Source organism: Erythrobacter sp. HL-111 (assembly GCF_900105095.1).
In the GTDB taxonomy this organism is placed as follows: domain Bacteria; phylum Pseudomonadota; class Alphaproteobacteria; order Sphingomonadales; family Sphingomonadaceae; genus Erythrobacter.
This window is the reverse complement of the sequence record NZ_LT629743.1, coordinates 2,159,348-2,176,677: the sequence shown is the minus strand read 5'-3', so window position 1 is coordinate 2,176,677 and position 17,330 is coordinate 2,159,348. Positions and strand designations below refer to the sequence as shown.

The window sequence follows — 17,330 nt, the reverse complement described above, 5'->3', positions numbered from 1 at the left end:
GGGCTAAATGCTCGGCTAGGCTGCCAGCCGCTCAATCTCAGCTTCCGCACGCGAGAATCCGATCAGCGGGCCCCCAAGCGAAAGCAATTGAAGATCTGAAGCCGACCACTCCAAACGATCATCGAATACAATCAATTGCTGGATATTTGGATCGTTCAGCATTTTGACGTCCATGTTGGCGACCAGCCGCGAATTGATCGACGACGAGTCATTAACCACTGGATCAACAAGCAATTTTTTCTCGTTTTGGAGGTAGATCACATGCCCAAATTTATGGGCCTTGTTGCTCTTACCCAAAATCTGCTGATCCTCTTTCAGGTTATCGCGAAAATGTCGCTGCAAGAGATCCGCAAGGTCTCTGCGGAAATTCCGAGGTGCCGTAAAGCGCATGTGCTCCAGCCCCCAGTCTGCAACTGTCTTTGCTGCGTTTGCGACCAGCATCACGGCAAACGGAATCTCCGCTTCGGCAACGGGAGGCGAAAAAATCACTCCCTGTTCAACCTTCAAACCCTGCTTCCCGATTGCTAAGCGAATCTGCCGGTCGGTGGGGCGCTCACTCGCACCAGAACTTGCAATCTCAGAAAGTGCCGCTCCATCATCCGAAACTACGAAGGCGTTCCCGCCGCCACGCACGGAAACAGCAACACTTGAATTTGAGGGGAAAAGACACTGAGTGACTGCGCGTAAGCCGTCCTCGGCCGGAACGGCATACACTGTTTCCCGGATGGCCTGAGCTAGGCTAAGGGCGTCAATCATAGCAGCTTAGTCCTCTGCGGAAGGATTAGCATACGCGAAGGTGGTTGAGCAATTTTTACCTCGCCGCAGAACCACCTAAAGGCCGCTTGGAACTGCCGGATTCTCTCGGGCAACGGGCGGGCGATCAGAAGCTTCTTGGGTAACGCACTGGACGTGCTATACCGCTCATTATCGCTCCATGAATGGTAGTGCGGCTCGCGGAAACTCTTTGGGGTGATCTCGCTCCAGGTATCCAGCGGATTGATGTGTTGCTCGTACTCATTGAAGTCGATCCGCCAAATGCACTTTTCGAGGTTGAGCATTATGCGAAAGCGCTCGACCGGCGCGTTAGGGTACGCGTCAATCTCGACCGTTGCTTGCGTGCTTTGCCCGCCGATGAAAACTGGAAAAAGTAGGCGCATCTCATCGCCATTCCCGACAGCACGCCAGTCGGGCGTGCCCTCAAGTGTCTTATCAGCGGCGAGCAAATTGCTCACCAAGGCCCTGATATTCCCCGCCATGGCTAACAAGTGCCACAAGTCTAGCAGCTGCGCTACGATTTTGGATGTGCGAGCCAAAGAGCGGAAAGGGAAAGGGCCCCGCCACAGCGGAGCCCTAATGGTGTAGTCAGGGCTGACTTCCCTTACAGCGCGTTCGTCAGCTCCGGCACCGCGCTGTACAGGTCCGCGACCAGCCCGATATCCGCGACCTGGAAGATCGGTGCGTCCTCGTCCTTGTTGATCGCGATGATGACCTTGGAGTCCTTCATCCCCGCAAGGTGCTGGATCGCGCCGGAAATGCCAATCGCGATGTAGACTTCCGGGGCGACGATCTTGCCGGTCTGTCCGACCTGGTAATCGTTCGGGACATAGCCAGCATCGACCGCCGCGCGGCTCGCGCCGATCGCCGCGCCGAGCTTGTCGGCAAGCGGGGTGATGAGCTGTTCGAAGGTTTCGCTGTCTTTCAGCGCGCGGCCACCCGAAACGATGACCTTGGCGCTGGTCAGTTCGGGCCGGTCGCTCTTGGCGATCTCGCGGCTGACGAAGCTCGAGAGGCCCGCATCGCCCGGACCCGACACGTCCTCGATCCCCGCCGAGCCGCCTTCGTTCGCCGCCTTTTCGAACGCGGTTCCGCGCACGGTGATGACAAGCTTGGGGTCGCTCGACTGGACCGTCGCGATCGCGTTGCCGGCATAGATCGGCCGGGTGAAGGTCTTGTCGCCTTCGACCGACAGGATGTCGGAAATCTGCATCACGTCGAGCAGCGCCGCGACACGCGGGGCGATGTTCTTGCCCGAAGTCGTGGCGGGCGCGAGGAAGGCGTCGTAGCCTTCCATCACCGCAGCGGCGAGCGGGGCGACGTTTTCGGCGAGGCCATGCTCGTAGGCGGCATCGTCGGCCTTCAGCACCTTGGTGACGCCCGCGATCTTGGCCGCGGCTTCGGCCACCGCGCCGCAATCCTTGCCCGCGACGAGCGCGTGCACTTCGCCCAGCTTCGATGCGGCGGTGACGACCGGCAGGGTCGCGTCGTTCAGCTTGGCATTGTCGTGTTCGACCAGAACCAGAGTGTTCATCCGTCTCTTCCTTTCTAGCGCGTGGCTGCCCGCTTACGCGATGCCGAGCGCCTTGATCTTCTCGACCAGCGCGGCGACGTCCTCGACCTTCTCGCCCGCCTGCCGCACGGGCGGTTCGGCGACGTTGGTGGTCGTGAGGCGCGGCGCGATGTCGACACCGAAATCGCCCGGGGTCTTGGTGTCGAGCGGCTTCTTCTTCGCCTTCATGATGTTGGGCAGGGAGGCATAGCGCGGCTCGTTCAGGCGCAGGTCGGTGGTGACGATCGCCGGGGCCGTCAGCTTCACCGTCTCGAGCCCGCCGTCGATCTCGCGCTTCACCGTGATCGTGTCGCCGTCGACCTCGACCGTGTTGGCGAAGGTGCCCTGCGGACGGCCCATCAGCGCGGCGAGCATCTGGCCGGTCTGGTTCGAATCGTCGCTGATCGACTGCTTGCCGAGCAGGACGAGGCCGGGCTGCTCTTCCTCGGCGATCGCCTTGAGGATCTTGGCCACGGCGAGCGGTTCGACCTCTTCGTCGGTTTCGACGAGGATCGCGCGGTCGGCGCCCATGGCGAGCGCGGTGCGGAGCGTTTCCTGGGCCTTGGCCGGGCCGATCGAGACGGCGACGACTTCCTCGGCCTTGCCCGCTTCCTTGAGGCGGATCGCTTCCTCGACCGCGATCTCGTCGAAGGGGTTCATGCTCATCTTGACGTTGGCGAGGTCGACACCCGAACCGTCGGGCTTGACGCGCGGCTTCACGTTGTAATCGATCACCCGTTTCACGGGGACGAGGATCTTCATGTGCGTTTCCTTTCCCTTTGGCCCGGCCGCGCGGGATAGGGGCCCCAAGCGGTCCAAGGCGAAACTCTCGCGCCGCGCCCTAGCTGGCGTTTACGTAAACGTCAACCGAGGCAAGCGGTTCCGGGCCGGGCGCAAACCCGCGCCAGCGCGCCTGTCCTTGCGCTCGCCCATGCCGAGGTCAAGTGCCGATTTTGCGCGGCGCGGGGCGAATGCTGCAGCCACCGCGCCGCAGCAAAGCGGGGCGAGGGCGGGGAGCGGCGGACAGTGGGACAAGCTCCATGGCCGGCCCGCGCGCGAGCCCGTCCTTCGTTGCGGGAGGCTGCGGGCGGACGGGGACCGGCCCCGCCCGCCCGGCACAGCTCACGCGGCCTGCTTCACCTCGGCCACGATCTTGCGCGCGGCATCGCCCAGGTCGTCGGCGCTGACGATGGCGAGGCCGGAATTGTCGAGGATTTCCTTGCCCTGCTCGACGTTCGTCCCTTCGAGCCGGACCACCAGCGGGACCTGCAGGTTCACGTCCTTCGCCGCCTGCACGATGCCGTTGGCGATCACGTCGCATTTCATGATGCCGCCGAAGATGTTGACGAGGATGCCCTCCACCGCCGGGTCCTTGAGGATGATCTTGAACGCCGCGGTGACCTTTTCGGTCGTCGCGCCGCCGCCCACGTCGAGGAAGTTCGCCGGGAAGGCGCCGTTCAACTTGATGATGTCCATCGTCGCCATGGCCAGCCCTGCGCCGTTGACCATGCAGCCGATGTTCCCGTCGAGCTTGATGTAGGCGAGATCATGTTCGCTCGCCTCGACCTCGGCGGGGTCCTCCTCCGTCTCGTCGCGCATTTCGGCGATGTCGGGATGGCGGAACAGCGCGTTCGAATCGAAGCTCATCTTCGCATCGAGCACGGTCAGGCTGCCGTCCTCGGTTTCGACCAGCGGGTTGATTTCGAGCATCGAGGCGTCGGTCGCCATGAAGGCTTCGTAGAGCTGCTTCGCCAGTTTCTGCGCCTGCTTGTTGAGATCGCCCGAGAGCCTGAGGCCGAAGGCGAGCGCGCGGGCATGGTGCGGCATGAAGCCCTGCGCGGGATCGATCGTGATCGTCGTGATCTTCTCGGGCGTCTCGTGCGCGACCGTCTCGATGTCCATGCCCCCTTCGGTCGAGGCGACCATGGCGACCCGGCCGGTGGCGCGATCGACCAGCAGCGAGAAGTAGTATTCCTTCGCGATGTCGACCCCGTCGGTCACGTAGAGGCGGTTGACCTGCTTGCCCTCCGCGCCGGTCTGGACGGTGACGAGGGTGTTGCCGAGCATTTCCTTCGCATGGGCCTCGACCTCCTCGATCGACTTGGCGAGTCGCACGCCGCCCTTGGCATCCTCGGCCAGCTCCTTGAACTTGCCCTTGCCGCGTCCGCCCGCGTGGATCTGCGCCTTCACGACATAGAGCGGCCCGGGCAGTTTCTTCGCCGCTTCGACCGCTTCCCCGACGCTGAGCGCGGCATGGCCGTCCGGCACGGCGATCCCGTGGGCTTTCAGGAGTTCCTTGGCCTGGTATTCGTGGACGTTCATCAGCTTTCGATCCCTTGTTCGTGTCGCTCGCGGAGTTTGGCGGGGCCTAAGCATGGATCGGGGCGCTTGAAAAGTGTCTCTCGCACGGCCAAGCGTCGGGACCGTCATGCCCCCCGCAGCACACCCCGACCGAAGAACACCGACGTGATCGACAAGGCCCGTTTCACAGAGATCGTCCGCGAGGCGGGCCGCATCGCCCATGCCCGCTGGCCGGGGGCGGGCCATGCCCTGTCGAGCTGGGACAAGACGCCCGGCAACCCGGTGAGCGAGGCCGATCTCGAGGTCGACCGCTTCCTCAGGCGCGAGCTGATGCGGCTGCTTCCCGCGGCTGCCTGGCTGTCGGAGGAAACCGCCGACGACAAGCAGCGCACCGGGAGCGGCCTCATCTGGGAAGTCGATCCGATCGACGGGACCCGCGATTTCGTACGAGGGCGGACCGGCTGGGCGATCTCGGTCGCGCTGGTGAGCGCGGGCCGGCCGCTGATCGGGATGCTGGTCGCGCCCGCGCGAGGCGAGGAATGGTGCGCGGTGGCGGGCCAGGGCGCGACGCTGAACGATGCGCCGCTCAGGGCCAGCGCGCGCGCCGAGTTCGCGGGCGCGCGGGTGCCCGTCGACCGGCTTGCGGAAGAGGATTCGATGCTGGTCGCGGTGGAGAAGCCCAATTCGATCGCGCTCAGGATCGCGATGGTCGCCGACGACCGCGCCGATCTCGTCGCGACGCTGCGCTGGGGCTTCGAATGGGATGTGGCCGCTGCAACCCTGATCGCGCGCGAGGCGGGCGCGCGGGTGAGCGACGCCTTCGGCCGGCCGCTCGACTACAACAAGCACGACCCGCGCGATTTCGGGGTGCTGGTCTGCGCGCCCGGGATCCACGAGGCGACCGTGCGGCACCTTGCCGAAAGGGCGAAGGCGCTGCGCTGACCCGGGTTCAATCGGGCCGGCCTTCGGGGTGCGGGGCGACGATGTTGGGGGCGCCGCGGCGCCCCCACGCACGTCAGTTGCTGCGGGCGGCCTCCACGTCGTCCTGCGAGATCGGGATGATCTTGATCTCGACCCGGCGGTTGAGCGGTTCGTCCACCCCGTCCTCGGTCTTGACCCGCAGGTAGTCGTATTGCTCGCCATAGCCCTGCGTGGCGAGGCGGCTGCGCGCCACGCCGCGCGCCGAAAGGTAATCGGCCACCGCCTGCGCGCGCTGTTCGGACAGGCGCTGGTTGAGCGAATCCGATCCGGTCGTGTCGGTGAAGCCGTAGACGTCGATCAGGCTGTTGGGATAGTTGACGAGATTGTCCGCCACGGAATTGAGCGTGTCGTAGAAGCCGGGATTGATCTGGGCCGAGCCGCTCGCGAAGGTCACGCCGTCGGGCATACGCAGCAGGATCGCCTCCTGGTCGCCGACTTCCTCGACCTCGACCCCGGTGCCTTCGGTGAGTTCGTCGAGTTCGCGGATCTGGTCGTCATACTGCTTGCCGATCACCGCGCCGGCCGAACCGCCAATGCCCGCGCCGATGATGCGCGCCGCATCGCCGCCGATCGCGCCGCCGAGCAGGTAGCCGAGCGTGCCGCCGATCCCGGCGCCGAGCGCGGTGCGCGAAGCCTTGCGATCGCCGGTGTTGGGATCGGTGACGCAGCCGCTCGTCCCGATTAGCGCGAGGGCGGCCGTGCCGCCCAGAAGCATCCGAGAAATCTTCATGTTCTGTCCTCCACTCTCTGTCGTGCCGCGCGGCCAAGCGCGGCGAGTCTTGCCTTACAAGCCGCGGAACCGACCCCTTGTTCCGCCTCGTCGTCCCCGGGATGCACACCCGGTGGTCATGGGCGATCGGTCGCGCGCCACACGTTAGCCCCGCAAATCCGCCGGTGACAGCGCTTTCGCGCGGCCGCCGGTTTTTGCCCGCTGGCATGGCGGCGTAATTGTGCTAGCTCTCCGCGTCGTGACACCCTTTCCCTGGCAAGACCTCCTCGTCATCGCCGCGCTCATCGTGCTGAACGGCGTCTTCGCCATGTCGGAGCTCGCGATCGTTTCGGCCCGGACCTCGACGCTCAAGGCGCGCAAGGACGAGGGATCGGCCAGCGCCGAAGTCGCGATGGCGCTGGCGGCCGAACCGGGCAAGTTCCTGTCGACCGTGCAGATCGGGATCACGCTGATCGGGATCATCGCGGGCGCCTATTCGGGCGCGAGCTTGGGCCTGCCGGTTGCCGAGCGGCTCGTCTTTCTAGGCGTGCCGGGCGACATCGCGGCGGAACTGGGCTTCACCCTGGTGATTGCGCTGACGACCTATTTCACCATCGTCGTGGGCGAGCTCGTGCCCAAACAGCTCGCCCTGCGGGCGGCGGTGCCGATCTCGCTGATCATGGCGCGGCCGATGGACTGGCTCGCCCGCATCGCGGCGCCGCTGGTGTGGGTGCTCGACAAGTCCTCGGCGGCGGTGATGGCGCTGTTCGGGATCACGCCGAAGGGACAGTCGCCCGTCACCTCGGACGAATTGCGCATGATCCTCGCCGAGGCGACCCGCTCGGGCGTGATCGAGGCGGAGCAGCACCAGATCCTCACCGGCGTCGTGCGTCTCGCCGAACGGCCCGTGCGCGAGATGATGACGCCGCGCACCGAAGTCGACTGGATCGACGCCGATGCCGACCGCCGGCATATCCAGGAGACGATCGCGGCGAGCCCCCATTCGGTCCTGCCGGTCGCCGAAGGCTCGCCCGACGCGATCCTCGGCCTCGTCAAGGTGCGCGAGGTGCTGGCCCGGATCGTCGAGGGGGAGGCGGTCTCGATCCGCGACATGATCCGCCGGGCCGAAGTCGTGCCGGACCAGCTCGATGCGATGGATGCCCTGCGCGTGCTGCAATCGGCCGACATCGCGCTCGCGCTGGTCCACGACGAATACGGCCATTTCGAAGGCGTGGTGACGCCGGTCGACCTCCTCACCGCGATCGCGGGCGATTTCGCGAGCGAGCGGGACGAGGGCGAGAGCCCGCAGGTGGTCGAACGGGCGGACGGCTCGCTGCTCGTCTCGGGCGCGCTTTCGGCGGACGCACTCGCCGACCGGCTCGGCCTCGAATATGGCGACCACCGCGAATTCGGCACTGCGGCGGGCTATGTCCTGTCGGTGCTGAAGAAGCTCCCGGTCGAGGGCGAGGCCTTCACCGACCAGGGCTGGCGTTTCGAAGTGGTGGACATGGACCGCCGCCGCATCGACAAGCTCCTGGTGAGCCGCGTGCCCGAGCACGAGCCCGAGGACGCCTGAGAGGCCGCAAACCCGCCGAAGGCGAGGCGCGCGACGCACACCTGCCGGGCTGCGAGCGAGGGCGCGCACGAGCGGGGAGAGGGCGCGCCGGGCGGCGTGCCTCATCCGAAGCAATCGTTCAGGCCGTTCAGCCCGGAATGAGCGTCTGCGCGTTCTGGCCGTCGCCTTCGGGCGCGGCGATGATGTCGCGGGTGACGCGGCCCTTGGCGACCGTGTTGGTCCGCTCGTCCCCGACCAGCGAACGGATGCTGGGCGCCGCGCTGCCCGCGCGATCGAGCGCGCTGCTTTCGATCTGACTGCGCTGCGCGGGGCCGCCGAACAGGGCTTCCAGGGCCTGCTCGCTCGCCGTGCCTTCGGCCGGGCGGGGCGCGCCGGGTTCGGGCGGGGTGAGGCTGAAATCGGGCGGCACCACGAGCGGCGCCTGCCGCTGCACGGCGAATTCGTCCGGCCGGTCGCGATTGAACAGCCCGCCGCCGCCGCACGCGGCGAGCATGGCGCTGGCCGAACCGAGCAGGATGGCGGTTTTCAGGGTGTGCATGATCATTGCTCCGTCTCGCCCGCTTTGAGCGGGCGCGCGTTGTCGCTGTCATCGTCCTTTTCGCGCACCAGCAGGCTGCGGGCAAGGATTATGACGACGCCGATCGTGATCGCGGCGTCGGCGATGTTGAAGATGAGGAAGGGGCGGAAGGTGCCGATGTGGAAATCGGCATAGTCGATGACGTAGCCAAGACTCCAGCGGTCGCGGATGTTGCCGATCGCCCCGCCGAGGATCAGCGCCAGCGCGGCGATGTCGGCGAGCTTCCTCTCGCGCATCATCCACACGAACACCACCGCCGCGATTGCCCCCGTCAGCAGGACCAGAAGAAACCGCATCTCCATGTTGGTCGCCTGCAGCATCCCGAGCGAGACGCCGCGGTTCTCGGTATAGGTGAGGTCGAAGAAGGGCAGGAGCTCGATATGGCGCACCTGCCGCAAGGCGAGCGGTTCGATCACGAGCCACTTCACCGCCTGGTCGACAGCCGCGATGAAGGCGGCGATGCCGAGCCCGATCAGCCGGTTGCGGGTGAACAGTCCGCTCACGCGGCCGCCTCGTCAAGCTGCGCCACCACGTCCGCGCACCGCCCGCACAGCGCACCGTCCTCGGGCACGTCGGGGAGCAGGCGCCAGCAGCGGCCGCACTTGTTGTCGCTGGAACGGGTCACGGTCACCGCCTCGCCCTGCCCGCGGGTCACTGTCGCGCTGATGAACAGTTCGGCGAGCTGTTCCTCCGTCACCCCGGCGGGCACGGCGGAGGCAGGCACGGTCACGGCGGCCTCGTTCGAGGAACGGATCACCTTGTCGCGGCGCAGCGGCTCGATCGCCTCGGTCACGCGTTCGCGCAGGGCGCGCAGGGCATCCCATTTCGCGCGGTCCGCCGTGACGCCGGGCACGCTCGGCCATTCGAGCAGGTGGACGCTGCCGCCCTGTTCGCCGTCCTGCGGGTAGCGGGTCAGCCACACTTCCTCCGCCGTGTGGACCAGCACCGGCGCGGCGTAGCGCACCAGCGAATGGAAAAGGAGGTCGAGCACCGCGCGATAGGCGTTGCGCGTGTCGCTGTCCGGCCCGTCGCAATAGAGCGTGTCCTTGCGGATATCGAAGAAGAAGGCCGAAAGATCCTCGTTGCAGAAATCGACCAGCAGGCGGGTGTAGGCGTTGAAATCGTATTCCTCCGCCGCCTTCCTGAGCTTGCCGTCGAGTTCGGACAGCAGCGAAAGGACGTAGACTTCCAGTTCGGGCAATTCGGCCACGTCGCCGAAATCGCCGACCCACCCGTCGAGTGCGCCCAGCAGGTAACGGAACGTGTTGCGAAGCCGGCGATACTGATCGCCGACGCCTTTGAGGATCTCGTCCCCGATCCGGTGGTCGGCGGTGAAATCGACCGAGAGCGCCCACAGCCGGATGATGTCCGCGCCGTATTCCTCCATCAGCTTCAGCGGGTTGACCGTGTTGCCGAGGCTCTTCGACATCTTCATGCCCTTGGCGTCCATGGTGAAGCCGTGGGTCAGGATCTGGTCATAAGGCGCGCGGCCGCGGGTGGCGCAGCTTTCGAGGAGCGAGGACTGGAACCAGCCGCGATGCTGGTCACTGCCTTCGAGGTAGAGGTCGGCGGGCCATTGGAGGTCCGGCCACTTGCCGCTTTCGAGGACGAAGGCGTGGGTGCAGCCCGAATCGAACCAGACGTCGAGGATGTCGGTGACCATCTCGAAATCGGCCGGGTCGTGGTCGGGTCCGAGGAATTCGGCCTTCCGGCCTTCCTCCCACGCATCGACGCCGTCGGCGCGGACCGCGGCGATGACGCGGGCGTTGACCTCCGGGTCCTGCAGGTAGGTCCCGTCCGGGCGGACGAAGAGCGTGATCGGCACGCCCCAGGCGCGCTGGCGCGAGAGCACCCAGTCGGGCCGCCCTTCGACCATCGAGCCGATCCGGCGGCTGCCGCGTGCGGGGGTGAACTCGACCCGCTCGATTTCGGCGAGGGCGATCTCGCGGAGCGTCGAGGGCTGCACGTGGCCTTCGACAGGCTCAGGCTGAGCGGATGCTGGGTGAGAGGCCATGTCCCCACCCCGCTCATCCTGAGCTTGTCGAAGGATAGCCACCGACGATTCCCCAAGGTCCTTGTCCATCGGCACGAACCATTGCGGCGTGCAGCGGTAGATCACCTTGGCCTTGGAGCGCCAGGAATGGGGGTAGGAGTGCCGGTAGTCGGCGGAGGCGGACAGAAGCGCGCCCGCTTCGCGCAGGTCCGAGCAGATCGGGCCGTCGGGCGCGTTGAAATTGGCGTTGATGACCGCGCGGCGGCGTTCCTTGCCCTCGGCATCGCAATCGCCAGCGCCGAGCCACGGCCAGTCGTCGCGGTAGCGCCCGTCGTCCATCACCGCGAAGACGGGGTGCAGGTCGGCGGTCTTGCACAGCTCGAAATCGTCCTCGCCATGATCGGGCGCCATGTGGACGAGGCCGGTGCCGCTATCAGTGGTGACGAAGTCGCCGGGGAGCAGCGGGCGCGGAGTTGCGTAGAACCCGCCGAGGCGGTGCATCGGGTGGCGGACCTTGGTTCCGGCTAGGTCGGAGCCTTTGAAGCGCTTCACATGGTTCGGCGAAGACTCGCCATACCATTCGAGGCCGGCGTTTTTCGGGCGCGTCCCCTGACCAACCATGCGATCTAGGACATCGAGAATAAGCGGTTCCGCGACCAGAATGCTTTTGATCGAGGCGGAAGGTGATTTCGCGCTCTGGTCGCCGGGATCGTCGCTGAAAGTCCACAGCCGATATGCAACCTCCGGCCCATAAGCCAATGCCTGGTTCACTGGAATCGTCCACGGCGTCGTCGTCCAGATCACCGCGTGCGCGCCGACCAGCTCCTCGATCGGCGACTCCACGATCTCGAACGCAACGTCGATCTGCGTGCTGGTGATGTCCTCGTATTCGACCTCCGCCTCGGCCAGCGCGGTCTTTTCGACCGGGGACCACATCACCGGCTTCGCGCCGCGATAGAGGTTGCCGGCTTCGGCGAACTTCATCAGTTCGGCGACGATGGTCCCTTCGGCCTCGTAATCCATCGTGAGGTAGGGATTGTCCCAGTCGCCCATGAGGCCGAGCCGTTTCAGCTGCCCGCGCTGCACGTCGACCCAGTGCTGCGCATAGGCGCGGCATTCGGCGCGGAATTCGCTGCGCGGGACGTCGTCCTTGTTGAGCTTCTTCTTGCGGTACTGCTCCTCGACCTTCCATTCGATCGGCAGGCCGTGGCAGTCCCAGCCGGGAACATAGGGCGCGTCCTTGCCCATCAGGCTCTGCGAGCGCACCACCATGTCCTTCAGGATATGGTTCAGCGCGTGGCCGATATGCATTTCGCCATTGGCGTAGGGCGGGCCGTCGTGGAGGATGAACTTCTCGCGCCCCCGGCGCGCCTCGCGCAGCCTGGCGTAGAGGTCGATTGCCTCCCAGCGCGCCTGGATGCCCGGTTCCTTCTGCGGAAGGCCGGCTTTCATCGGGAAATCGGTCTTCGGCAGGAAGACCGTGTCCCTGTAATCCCTGGTGGCTTGGTCGCGCTTCTGGTCAGACATAAGGCCGCCCCGTTAGTGCATCGCGCGCCCGCGGGGAACCCTCATTGAAAAGCACGGCGGCCACGATCCGACCGCCCGCGGCCCCCATTCGCGCGACCTGCCTGGGCGTGCCGGCCTGGTAGGGCGCGAGCCAGCTTGCGTTGAGGATGGTCAGGAGCAGGAAGGCGGCGCGAGCGCGAAGCCGGCCCGCAGCATCGGCCGGTTCATCCGAGCAGCCTTCGCGCTTCGGCGCAGTCGCGTTCCATCTGGGCGATCAGCGCATCGAGGCTGTCGAACTTCGCCTCGCCGCGCAGGAAGTGGTGGAAGGCGACCTCGATCTCCTGTCCGTAGAGATCGCCCGAAAAGTCGAAGAAATGGGGCTCGAGCAGTTCCCTGGGCGGTTCGAACTGCGGGCGGATGCCGATATTGGCCGCGCCCTTCAGCACCTCGCCGGTCTGGAGGATGCGCCCGGTCACGGCGTAGATCCCGTATTTCGGGCGCAGGTAGCCCTCGATCGCGAGGTTCGCGGTGGGATAGCCGATCGTGCGCCCGCGCTTGTCGCCGTGTTCGACGATCCCGCGGATCGCGAAGGGGCGGGTGAGGAGATCGGCGGCGAGTTGCGGATCGCCGTTGCGCAGCGCCTCGCGGATGCGGCTCGACGAGACCACCCCGTCCTGCTCGACCGCCTCGACCACGCGCGCCCGCAGGCCGAGTTCGCCGCCGAGCCCGTGCAGCAGCGCGACATTGCCCTTTGCGCCCCTGCCGAAGGTGAAATCGCCTCCGGTGACCACCCCGTGCGCGCCGAGCCGGTCGATCAGGATGGTGCGGATGAAATCCTCCGCGCTGGTCCCGGCGAGATCGGCGTCGAAATGGAACACCAGCATCGCGCTCGCCCCCGCGGCGAGGTAGAGTTCCTGCCGCTGTTCGAGCGTGGTCAGGCGAAACGGCGGCGCGTCGGGCTTGAAGAACCGCACCGGGTGCGGGTCGAAGGTCGCGATGATCGAAGGGCGGCCCTCCGCGTGGGCCCAGCGGATCGCCTCGCCCGCAACGGCCTGGTGGCCGCGGTGGAAACCGTCGAAATTGCCGAGCGCGATCACCGCACCGCGCAGGGGCGCGGGGATGGGATCGCGATGATCGAGCCAGCGCATCAGGAAGTGCCCCTTTCGGCGCGCTCATAGGTGAGGAAGGCATAGCCGGGAAGGCCCCCTTGCGCCGGATGCTCCTCGCGGCGGATCACCTTCCAGCCGGCGCCGGGGGCGGACATGAAGGTGTCGCCGGCATAATCCGCGTGAATCTGGGTGAGTTCGATCCGGTCGGCCACGTCCATGAACAGGTCGTAGATCGCGGCCCCGCCGATCACCGCGATCTCGTCCGGATCGTCCTGCCCGGCGAGCGCCAGCGCGGCCTCGACCGAAGGCGCGACCTCGGCGCCCCGGAGGTCCCGGCGCTCGCTGCGGGTGAGGACGATATGGCGGCGGCCCGGCAGGAGGCCCGGCAGGCTCTCGAAGGTCCGGCGGCCCATGATCATCGGGCGGCCCCTGCCATGCGGCCCCATGGTGAGCGCCTTGAACCGCCTGAGGTCGGCCGGAAGGTGCCAGGGCAGGCCGCCATCCCGGCCGATCGCGCCATTCGCGGCGCGCGCATAGATCAGGACCACCGGAACGCTCACCCGAGACGCGCGCCCACCCGCGTGACATGGCCCATCTTGCGCCCCTCGCGCGCCTCGCGCTTGCCGTAGAGGTGAAGGTGCGGCTCGCCTTCCTCGGCGAGGATGCGGTGCGCGCCCAATGCCTGTTCGCCGACGATGTTTCTCATGTCGATGGTCGCAAAGCGCGTCGCGGTCTCGCCCAGCGGCAGGCCGCAGATCGCGCGGATGTGGTTCTCGAACTGGCTGGTGGCCGCGCCCTCGATCGTCCAGTGGCCCGAATTGTGGACCCGCGGGGCCATTTCGTTGAACACCGGGCCGTCCCCGGTGGCAAAGAATTCGAGCGTCAGCACGCCGACATAGGACAGAGCGTCCGCGACCTTCCCCGCAAGCGCGCGGGCTTCGTCGACCTGCGCCTCGACCCACTCGCCCGCCGGGAGCACCGATTGCACCAGCATCCCGCCCTCGTGCGTGTTGGCGGTCGAATCCCAGAAGCGGATTTCCCCGTCGGCTGCGCGGACGAGGATGACCGAGAATTCCGATTCGAACCCGACCAGCCGTTCGTAGATGCAGCGCCGCCCGGGAAAGCGGATCCCCTGCGCCTCGTGCCGGTCGCGCACGCGCCATTGGCCCTTGCCGTCATAGCCCTCGCGCGCGGTCTTGAGGATGCCCGGCGTGCCGATGCTTTCAAGGGCCCTTGCGAAATCCTCCTCGCTGTCGATCCGCAGGTGCGGTGCGGCGCGGCCGCCGAGGTCCTCGACGAAGCGCTTCTCGCTCAGCCGGTCCTGCGCGACTTCGAGTGCGCGCGCCGAGGTCGGCAGGCGGTCGGCCGGGATCGCCTCCACCGCGGCGACCGGGACGTTCTCGAATTCCCAGGTCACGACGTCGCAGCGCGCGGCGAAGGCCGAAACGGCCTCGCGGTCGTTCCAGTGGTGCTCGAAGAAGCCGGCGCAGGCCTCGGCCGCGACATTGTCGCCCGCGGGCGCGTAGCCGATGCAGCGATAGCCCAGTTGCAGGGCCGACATGGCAAGCATCCGGCCGAGCTGCCCGCCGCCGAATATGCCGATGGTCGAGCCGGGGGGGAGGGGCGCGCGCACGGCCATCAGTCCTGCGGCACCTCGCCGACCGCGGCGCTGCGGGCTGCGCGCCAGTCCTGCAGGCGTTCGGACAGGTCCTCGTCCCCGAGCGCGAGGATCGCGGCCGCCATCAGCCCGGCATTGGTCGCCCCCGCCTCGCCGATGGCGAGCGTGCCGACCGGCACGCCGGCGGGCATCTGCGCGATGGAGAGCAGGCTGTCCATGCCATTGAGCGCGCGCGATTGCACCGGCACGCCGAGCACCGGCAGGTGCGTCATGGCCGCGATCATGCCCGGCAGGTGCGCCGCGCCGCCCGCGCCCGCGATGATGACGTCGAAGCCCTCGCCCTCGGCGCCCTTGGCGAAGGCGGCCATCCGGTCGGGCGTGCGATGCGCCGAGACGATCCGCGCATCATGCGCGACCTCGAGCTCCTCGAGCACCTCGGCGGCGCATTTCATGGTCGGCCAGTCGGACTGGCTGCCCATGACGATCGCGACCTTCCCTGCGGCTTTCGCGCTCATCAGCTGTCCTTCAGGTAATACCGCTCGCCCGGCGCCATGTCCTCGCCGAAATCGTAGACGATCGGCTGGCCGGTCGGAATCTCGAGCCCCGTGATGTCGTCGTCCGAGATGTCCGACAGGTGCTTGACCAATGCGCGCAAGCTGTTGCCGTGCGCCGAGATGATCACCGTCTCCCCGCTCGCCAGGACCGGCAGGATGTCGCTTTCCCAGTAGGGCAGCACCCGCTCGATGGTGAGCTTGAGGCTTTCGGTATAGGGCACGTCGATCCCGGCATAGCGTTCGTCCGCGCCGGGATCGAATTCGCTGCCCGGCTCCATTTCGGGCGGGGGCACGTCGAAGCTGCGGCGCCAGATATGGACCTGCTCGTCCCCGTGCCTGTCGCGCATGGCCTGCTTGTCGAGCCCGGTGAGGCCGCCGTAGTGCCGTTCGTTGAGGCGCCAGTCCTTCACTTCCGGGATCCACAGCCGCCCGGCCTGTTCGAGAGCGAGATGCAGGGTCTTGATCGCGCGTGTCTGGAGGCTGGTGAAGGCGCGGGTCGGGAGCACGCCCTTTTCCTTCATCAGCGCGCCCGCCGCCTTCGCCTCGGCCACGCCCTTGTCGGTGAGGTCGACATCCCACCAGCCGGTGAAGCGGTTTTCGAGGTTCCACTGGCTCTGGCCGTGGCGCACTAGGATCAGCTTGGGCACGGAAACGGGGGCTCCTCTATCGTCGCGGAGCGCGTGTGGTTAGCCCTCGGCGCAGGGCTTGGAAAGCCCATTGTCGCGCGATTCGCCCGCCTCGGCGCCGGACTGCGCGCGGGACAGTTCCCTCCCCTGCGCCTTGCGGCGGCGCAGGTTCTCGCGCAGCTTGGCCGCGAGGCGTTCCTCGCGCGACATATTCTTGCGGGAATTTTCGCTCATGCCTAACGCCTTGGCGCCGGAGCGGCGCCGGTTCAAGCCTTCGCTTGACATTGCGGGCCTGCGCGACAATAGCGCGCGCCTGCCCGCAATCACGGCACCCGCCATCACGGCAAAGGTCACGCTGCTGTAGCTCAGTGGTAGAGCGCACCCTTGGTAAGGGTGAGGCCGGGAGTTCAATCCTCCCCAGCAGCACCATTCCCCGCCCACGACGGGAAATGGACGCCATCCGCGCGGCCCCCGTCAGTCGGGGCGCGCATCCTCAGGGTCATGTTCCTCCCCTTCGTTCCGGGTGCGTGCGCGACCGGTCTTCGGCGCGCGGGCGGTGCCCTTTCGCGTCGTCCCCACACTTTTGACGATACGCGCACGCCGCGCGCTTCGCTATCCCTTTGCCAGTCATTCACCGCATTGGGAGAGGTGCGCGATGGATCTGGGACTTGCAGGCAAGAAGGTCATCATGAACGGCGGCGCGCACGGTCTCGGGCTCGCCTCGCTGAAGCTGTTCGCCGGCGAGGGCGCGGACGTCGCCTTCTTCAGCCGCAAGCAGGACAAGATCGAGGCCGCGAAGTCCGCGATCGACGCCGCCGGGCCGGGCAAGGTCTTTGGCGAGGTGTTCGACATGAATTCGGGCGCGGAAGCCTACAAGGCCTGGCTCGACAAGGCCGCGGGCGAGCTCGGCGGCTGCGACATCTTCGTGCACACCGCCTCGTCCTCGGGCACGGGCGGGACCGGCGACTGGCAGGCCACGCTCGACATGGACATCATGGGCGCGGTCCACGCGGTCGAGACGCTCACGCCGATGCTCGCCGGGAGCGATGCCGGCTCGATCGTCTTCATGAGCTCGACCGCCGCGCTCGAGACCTTCATCGCCCCGCAGGCCTTCAACGCGATGAAGGCCGCGCTCATCACATACGGCTCGCAATTGTCGCAGGCGCTCGCGCCGCAGGGCATCCGGGTCAACACCGTCTCGCCCGGCGCGATCTATTACGAAGGCGGCAACTGGGAAGCGATCAAGGGCATGATGCCCGAGCTTTACGACGCCACCCTGGCAAAGATGCCGATGGGCCGCTTCGGCAATGACGAGGAGGTCGCACGGGCGATCGTCTTCGTCGCCAGCCCTGCCGTCCCCTACATGACCGGCGCGAACGTGGTGGTCGACGGCGGCTTCACCCAGAGAGTCCAGTTCTAGGGCGCGTCCCGTTCGAATTCCCCCGCAATCACAG

Annotated in this window: 18 protein-coding genes and 1 tRNA gene; 4 read left to right on the top strand and 15 right to left on the bottom strand. The window is 66.8% G+C overall.

What is annotated here, in order from left to right; genetic code table 11:
* Positions 1–15: 15 nt before the first annotated feature.
* The 5 genes from BLU08_RS15235 to sucC all read right to left on the bottom strand — a co-directional run bounded on the left by BLU08_RS15235 (position 16) and on the right by sucC (position 4,648).
* The gene (locus BLU08_RS15235) at positions 16–756 is read right to left on the bottom strand and encodes a hypothetical protein (protein ID WP_157674522.1); all 741 of its coding nucleotides are present in this window, start codon (positions 754–756) and stop codon (positions 16–18) included.
* The gene (locus BLU08_RS10250; protein ID WP_090199207.1) at positions 753–1,256 is read right to left on the bottom strand and encodes a hypothetical protein; all 504 of its coding nucleotides are present in this window, start codon (positions 1,254–1,256) and stop codon (positions 753–755) included. The genes BLU08_RS15235 and BLU08_RS10250 overlap by 4 nt, the downstream gene beginning before the upstream one ends.
* Before the next feature lie 122 nt (positions 1,257–1,378).
* Positions 1,379–2,308, bottom strand: coding sequence for an electron transfer flavoprotein subunit alpha/FixB family protein (locus BLU08_RS10245; RefSeq protein WP_090199205.1), 930 nt, complete (start codon positions 2,306–2,308; stop codon positions 1,379–1,381).
* 33 nt (positions 2,309–2,341) lie between these two features.
* Entirely contained in the window at positions 2,342–3,088 is a 747-nt protein-coding gene (locus BLU08_RS10240) for an electron transfer flavoprotein subunit beta/FixA family protein (protein ID WP_090199202.1), read from the bottom strand.
* A gap of 360 nt (positions 3,089–3,448) precedes the next feature.
* Positions 3,449–4,648 carry an ADP-forming succinate--CoA ligase subunit beta gene (gene sucC, locus BLU08_RS10235; protein ID WP_090199200.1) on the bottom strand — a complete coding sequence of 400 codons (1,200 nt, stop codon included), beginning with the start codon at positions 4,646–4,648 and terminating at the stop codon, positions 3,449–3,451.
* A 144-nt stretch (positions 4,649–4,792) separates the two neighbouring features.
* Between sucC and BLU08_RS10230 the strand changes: the two genes are divergently transcribed.
* Entirely contained in the window at positions 4,793–5,569 is a 777-nt protein-coding gene (locus tag BLU08_RS10230; protein WP_090199198.1) for a 3'(2'),5'-bisphosphate nucleotidase CysQ, read from the top strand.
* Positions 5,570–5,642: 73 nt separating this feature from the next.
* Here BLU08_RS10230 and BLU08_RS10225 read toward each other — a convergent pair whose 3' ends face one another.
* Positions 5,643–6,338 carry an OmpA family protein gene (locus BLU08_RS10225; RefSeq protein WP_090199194.1) on the bottom strand — a complete coding sequence of 232 codons (696 nt, stop codon included), beginning with the start codon at positions 6,336–6,338 and terminating at the stop codon, positions 5,643–5,645.
* A gap of 238 nt (positions 6,339–6,576) precedes the next feature.
* Here BLU08_RS10225 and BLU08_RS10220 point away from each other — a divergent pair, with 238 nt between their 5' ends.
* Positions 6,577–7,893 (top strand): hemolysin family protein, encoded by a 1,317-nt coding sequence (locus tag BLU08_RS10220; RefSeq protein WP_090199190.1) that lies wholly within the window; start codon positions 6,577–6,579, stop codon positions 7,891–7,893.
* A 127-nt stretch (positions 7,894–8,020) separates the two neighbouring features.
* Here the strand turns inward: BLU08_RS10220 and BLU08_RS10215 are convergent, their stop codons facing one another.
* The 9 genes from BLU08_RS10215 to BLU08_RS15230 all read right to left on the bottom strand — a co-directional run bounded on the left by BLU08_RS10215 (position 8,021) and on the right by BLU08_RS15230 (position 16,230).
* Complete coding sequence (locus tag BLU08_RS10215; RefSeq protein ID WP_090201253.1) at positions 8,021–8,431, bottom strand: DUF3035 domain-containing protein; 411 nt, start codon at positions 8,429–8,431, stop codon at positions 8,021–8,023.
* A gap of 2 nt (positions 8,432–8,433) precedes the next feature.
* Positions 8,434–8,973 (bottom strand): signal peptidase II, encoded by a 540-nt coding sequence (lspA, locus tag BLU08_RS10210; RefSeq protein ID WP_090199186.1) that lies wholly within the window; start codon positions 8,971–8,973, stop codon positions 8,434–8,436.
* Positions 8,970–11,990, bottom strand: a complete 3,021-nt coding sequence (ileS, locus tag BLU08_RS10205) for an isoleucine--tRNA ligase (RefSeq protein WP_090199182.1) — start codon at positions 11,988–11,990, stop codon at positions 8,970–8,972. Before ileS ends, lspA begins: the two co-directional genes overlap by 4 nt.
* A gap of 203 nt (positions 11,991–12,193) precedes the next feature.
* Positions 12,194–13,117 (bottom strand): bifunctional riboflavin kinase/FAD synthetase, encoded by a 924-nt coding sequence (locus BLU08_RS10200; protein WP_090199178.1) that lies wholly within the window; start codon positions 13,115–13,117, stop codon positions 12,194–12,196.
* A complete protein-coding gene (locus tag BLU08_RS10195; RefSeq protein WP_090199174.1) occupies positions 13,117–13,638 on the bottom strand; it encodes a dihydrofolate reductase in 522 nt (173 codons plus the stop codon). Before BLU08_RS10195 ends, BLU08_RS10200 begins: the two co-directional genes overlap by 1 nt.
* Positions 13,635–14,711, bottom strand: coding sequence for a 5-(carboxyamino)imidazole ribonucleotide synthase (locus BLU08_RS10190; protein ID WP_255361261.1), 1,077 nt, complete (start codon positions 14,709–14,711; stop codon positions 13,635–13,637). Before BLU08_RS10190 ends, BLU08_RS10195 begins: the two co-directional genes overlap by 4 nt.
* Positions 14,712–14,716: 5 nt before the next feature.
* Positions 14,717–15,211, bottom strand: coding sequence for a 5-(carboxyamino)imidazole ribonucleotide mutase (purE, locus tag BLU08_RS10185; RefSeq protein ID WP_090199165.1), 495 nt, complete (start codon positions 15,209–15,211; stop codon positions 14,717–14,719).
* Positions 15,211–15,897, bottom strand: a complete 687-nt coding sequence (gene gpmA, locus BLU08_RS10180) for a 2,3-diphosphoglycerate-dependent phosphoglycerate mutase (protein WP_090199159.1) — start codon at positions 15,895–15,897, stop codon at positions 15,211–15,213. Before gpmA ends, purE begins: the two co-directional genes overlap by 1 nt.
* Positions 15,898–15,936: 39 nt before the next feature.
* Positions 15,937–16,230 (bottom strand): hypothetical protein, encoded by a 294-nt coding sequence (locus tag BLU08_RS15230; protein WP_157674520.1) that lies wholly within the window; start codon positions 16,228–16,230, stop codon positions 15,937–15,939.
* On the opposite strand from BLU08_RS15230, the gene BLU08_RS10175 reads away from it, so the two are divergent.
* A tRNA-Thr gene (locus BLU08_RS10175) sits at positions 16,231–16,305 on the top strand. It begins immediately after the preceding gene.
* Positions 16,306–16,531: 226 nt separating this feature from the next.
* Positions 16,532–17,296, top strand: a complete 765-nt coding sequence (locus BLU08_RS10170; protein ID WP_090199155.1) for an SDR family NAD(P)-dependent oxidoreductase — start codon at positions 16,532–16,534, stop codon at positions 17,294–17,296.
* Positions 17,297–17,330: the final 34 nt, after the last annotated feature.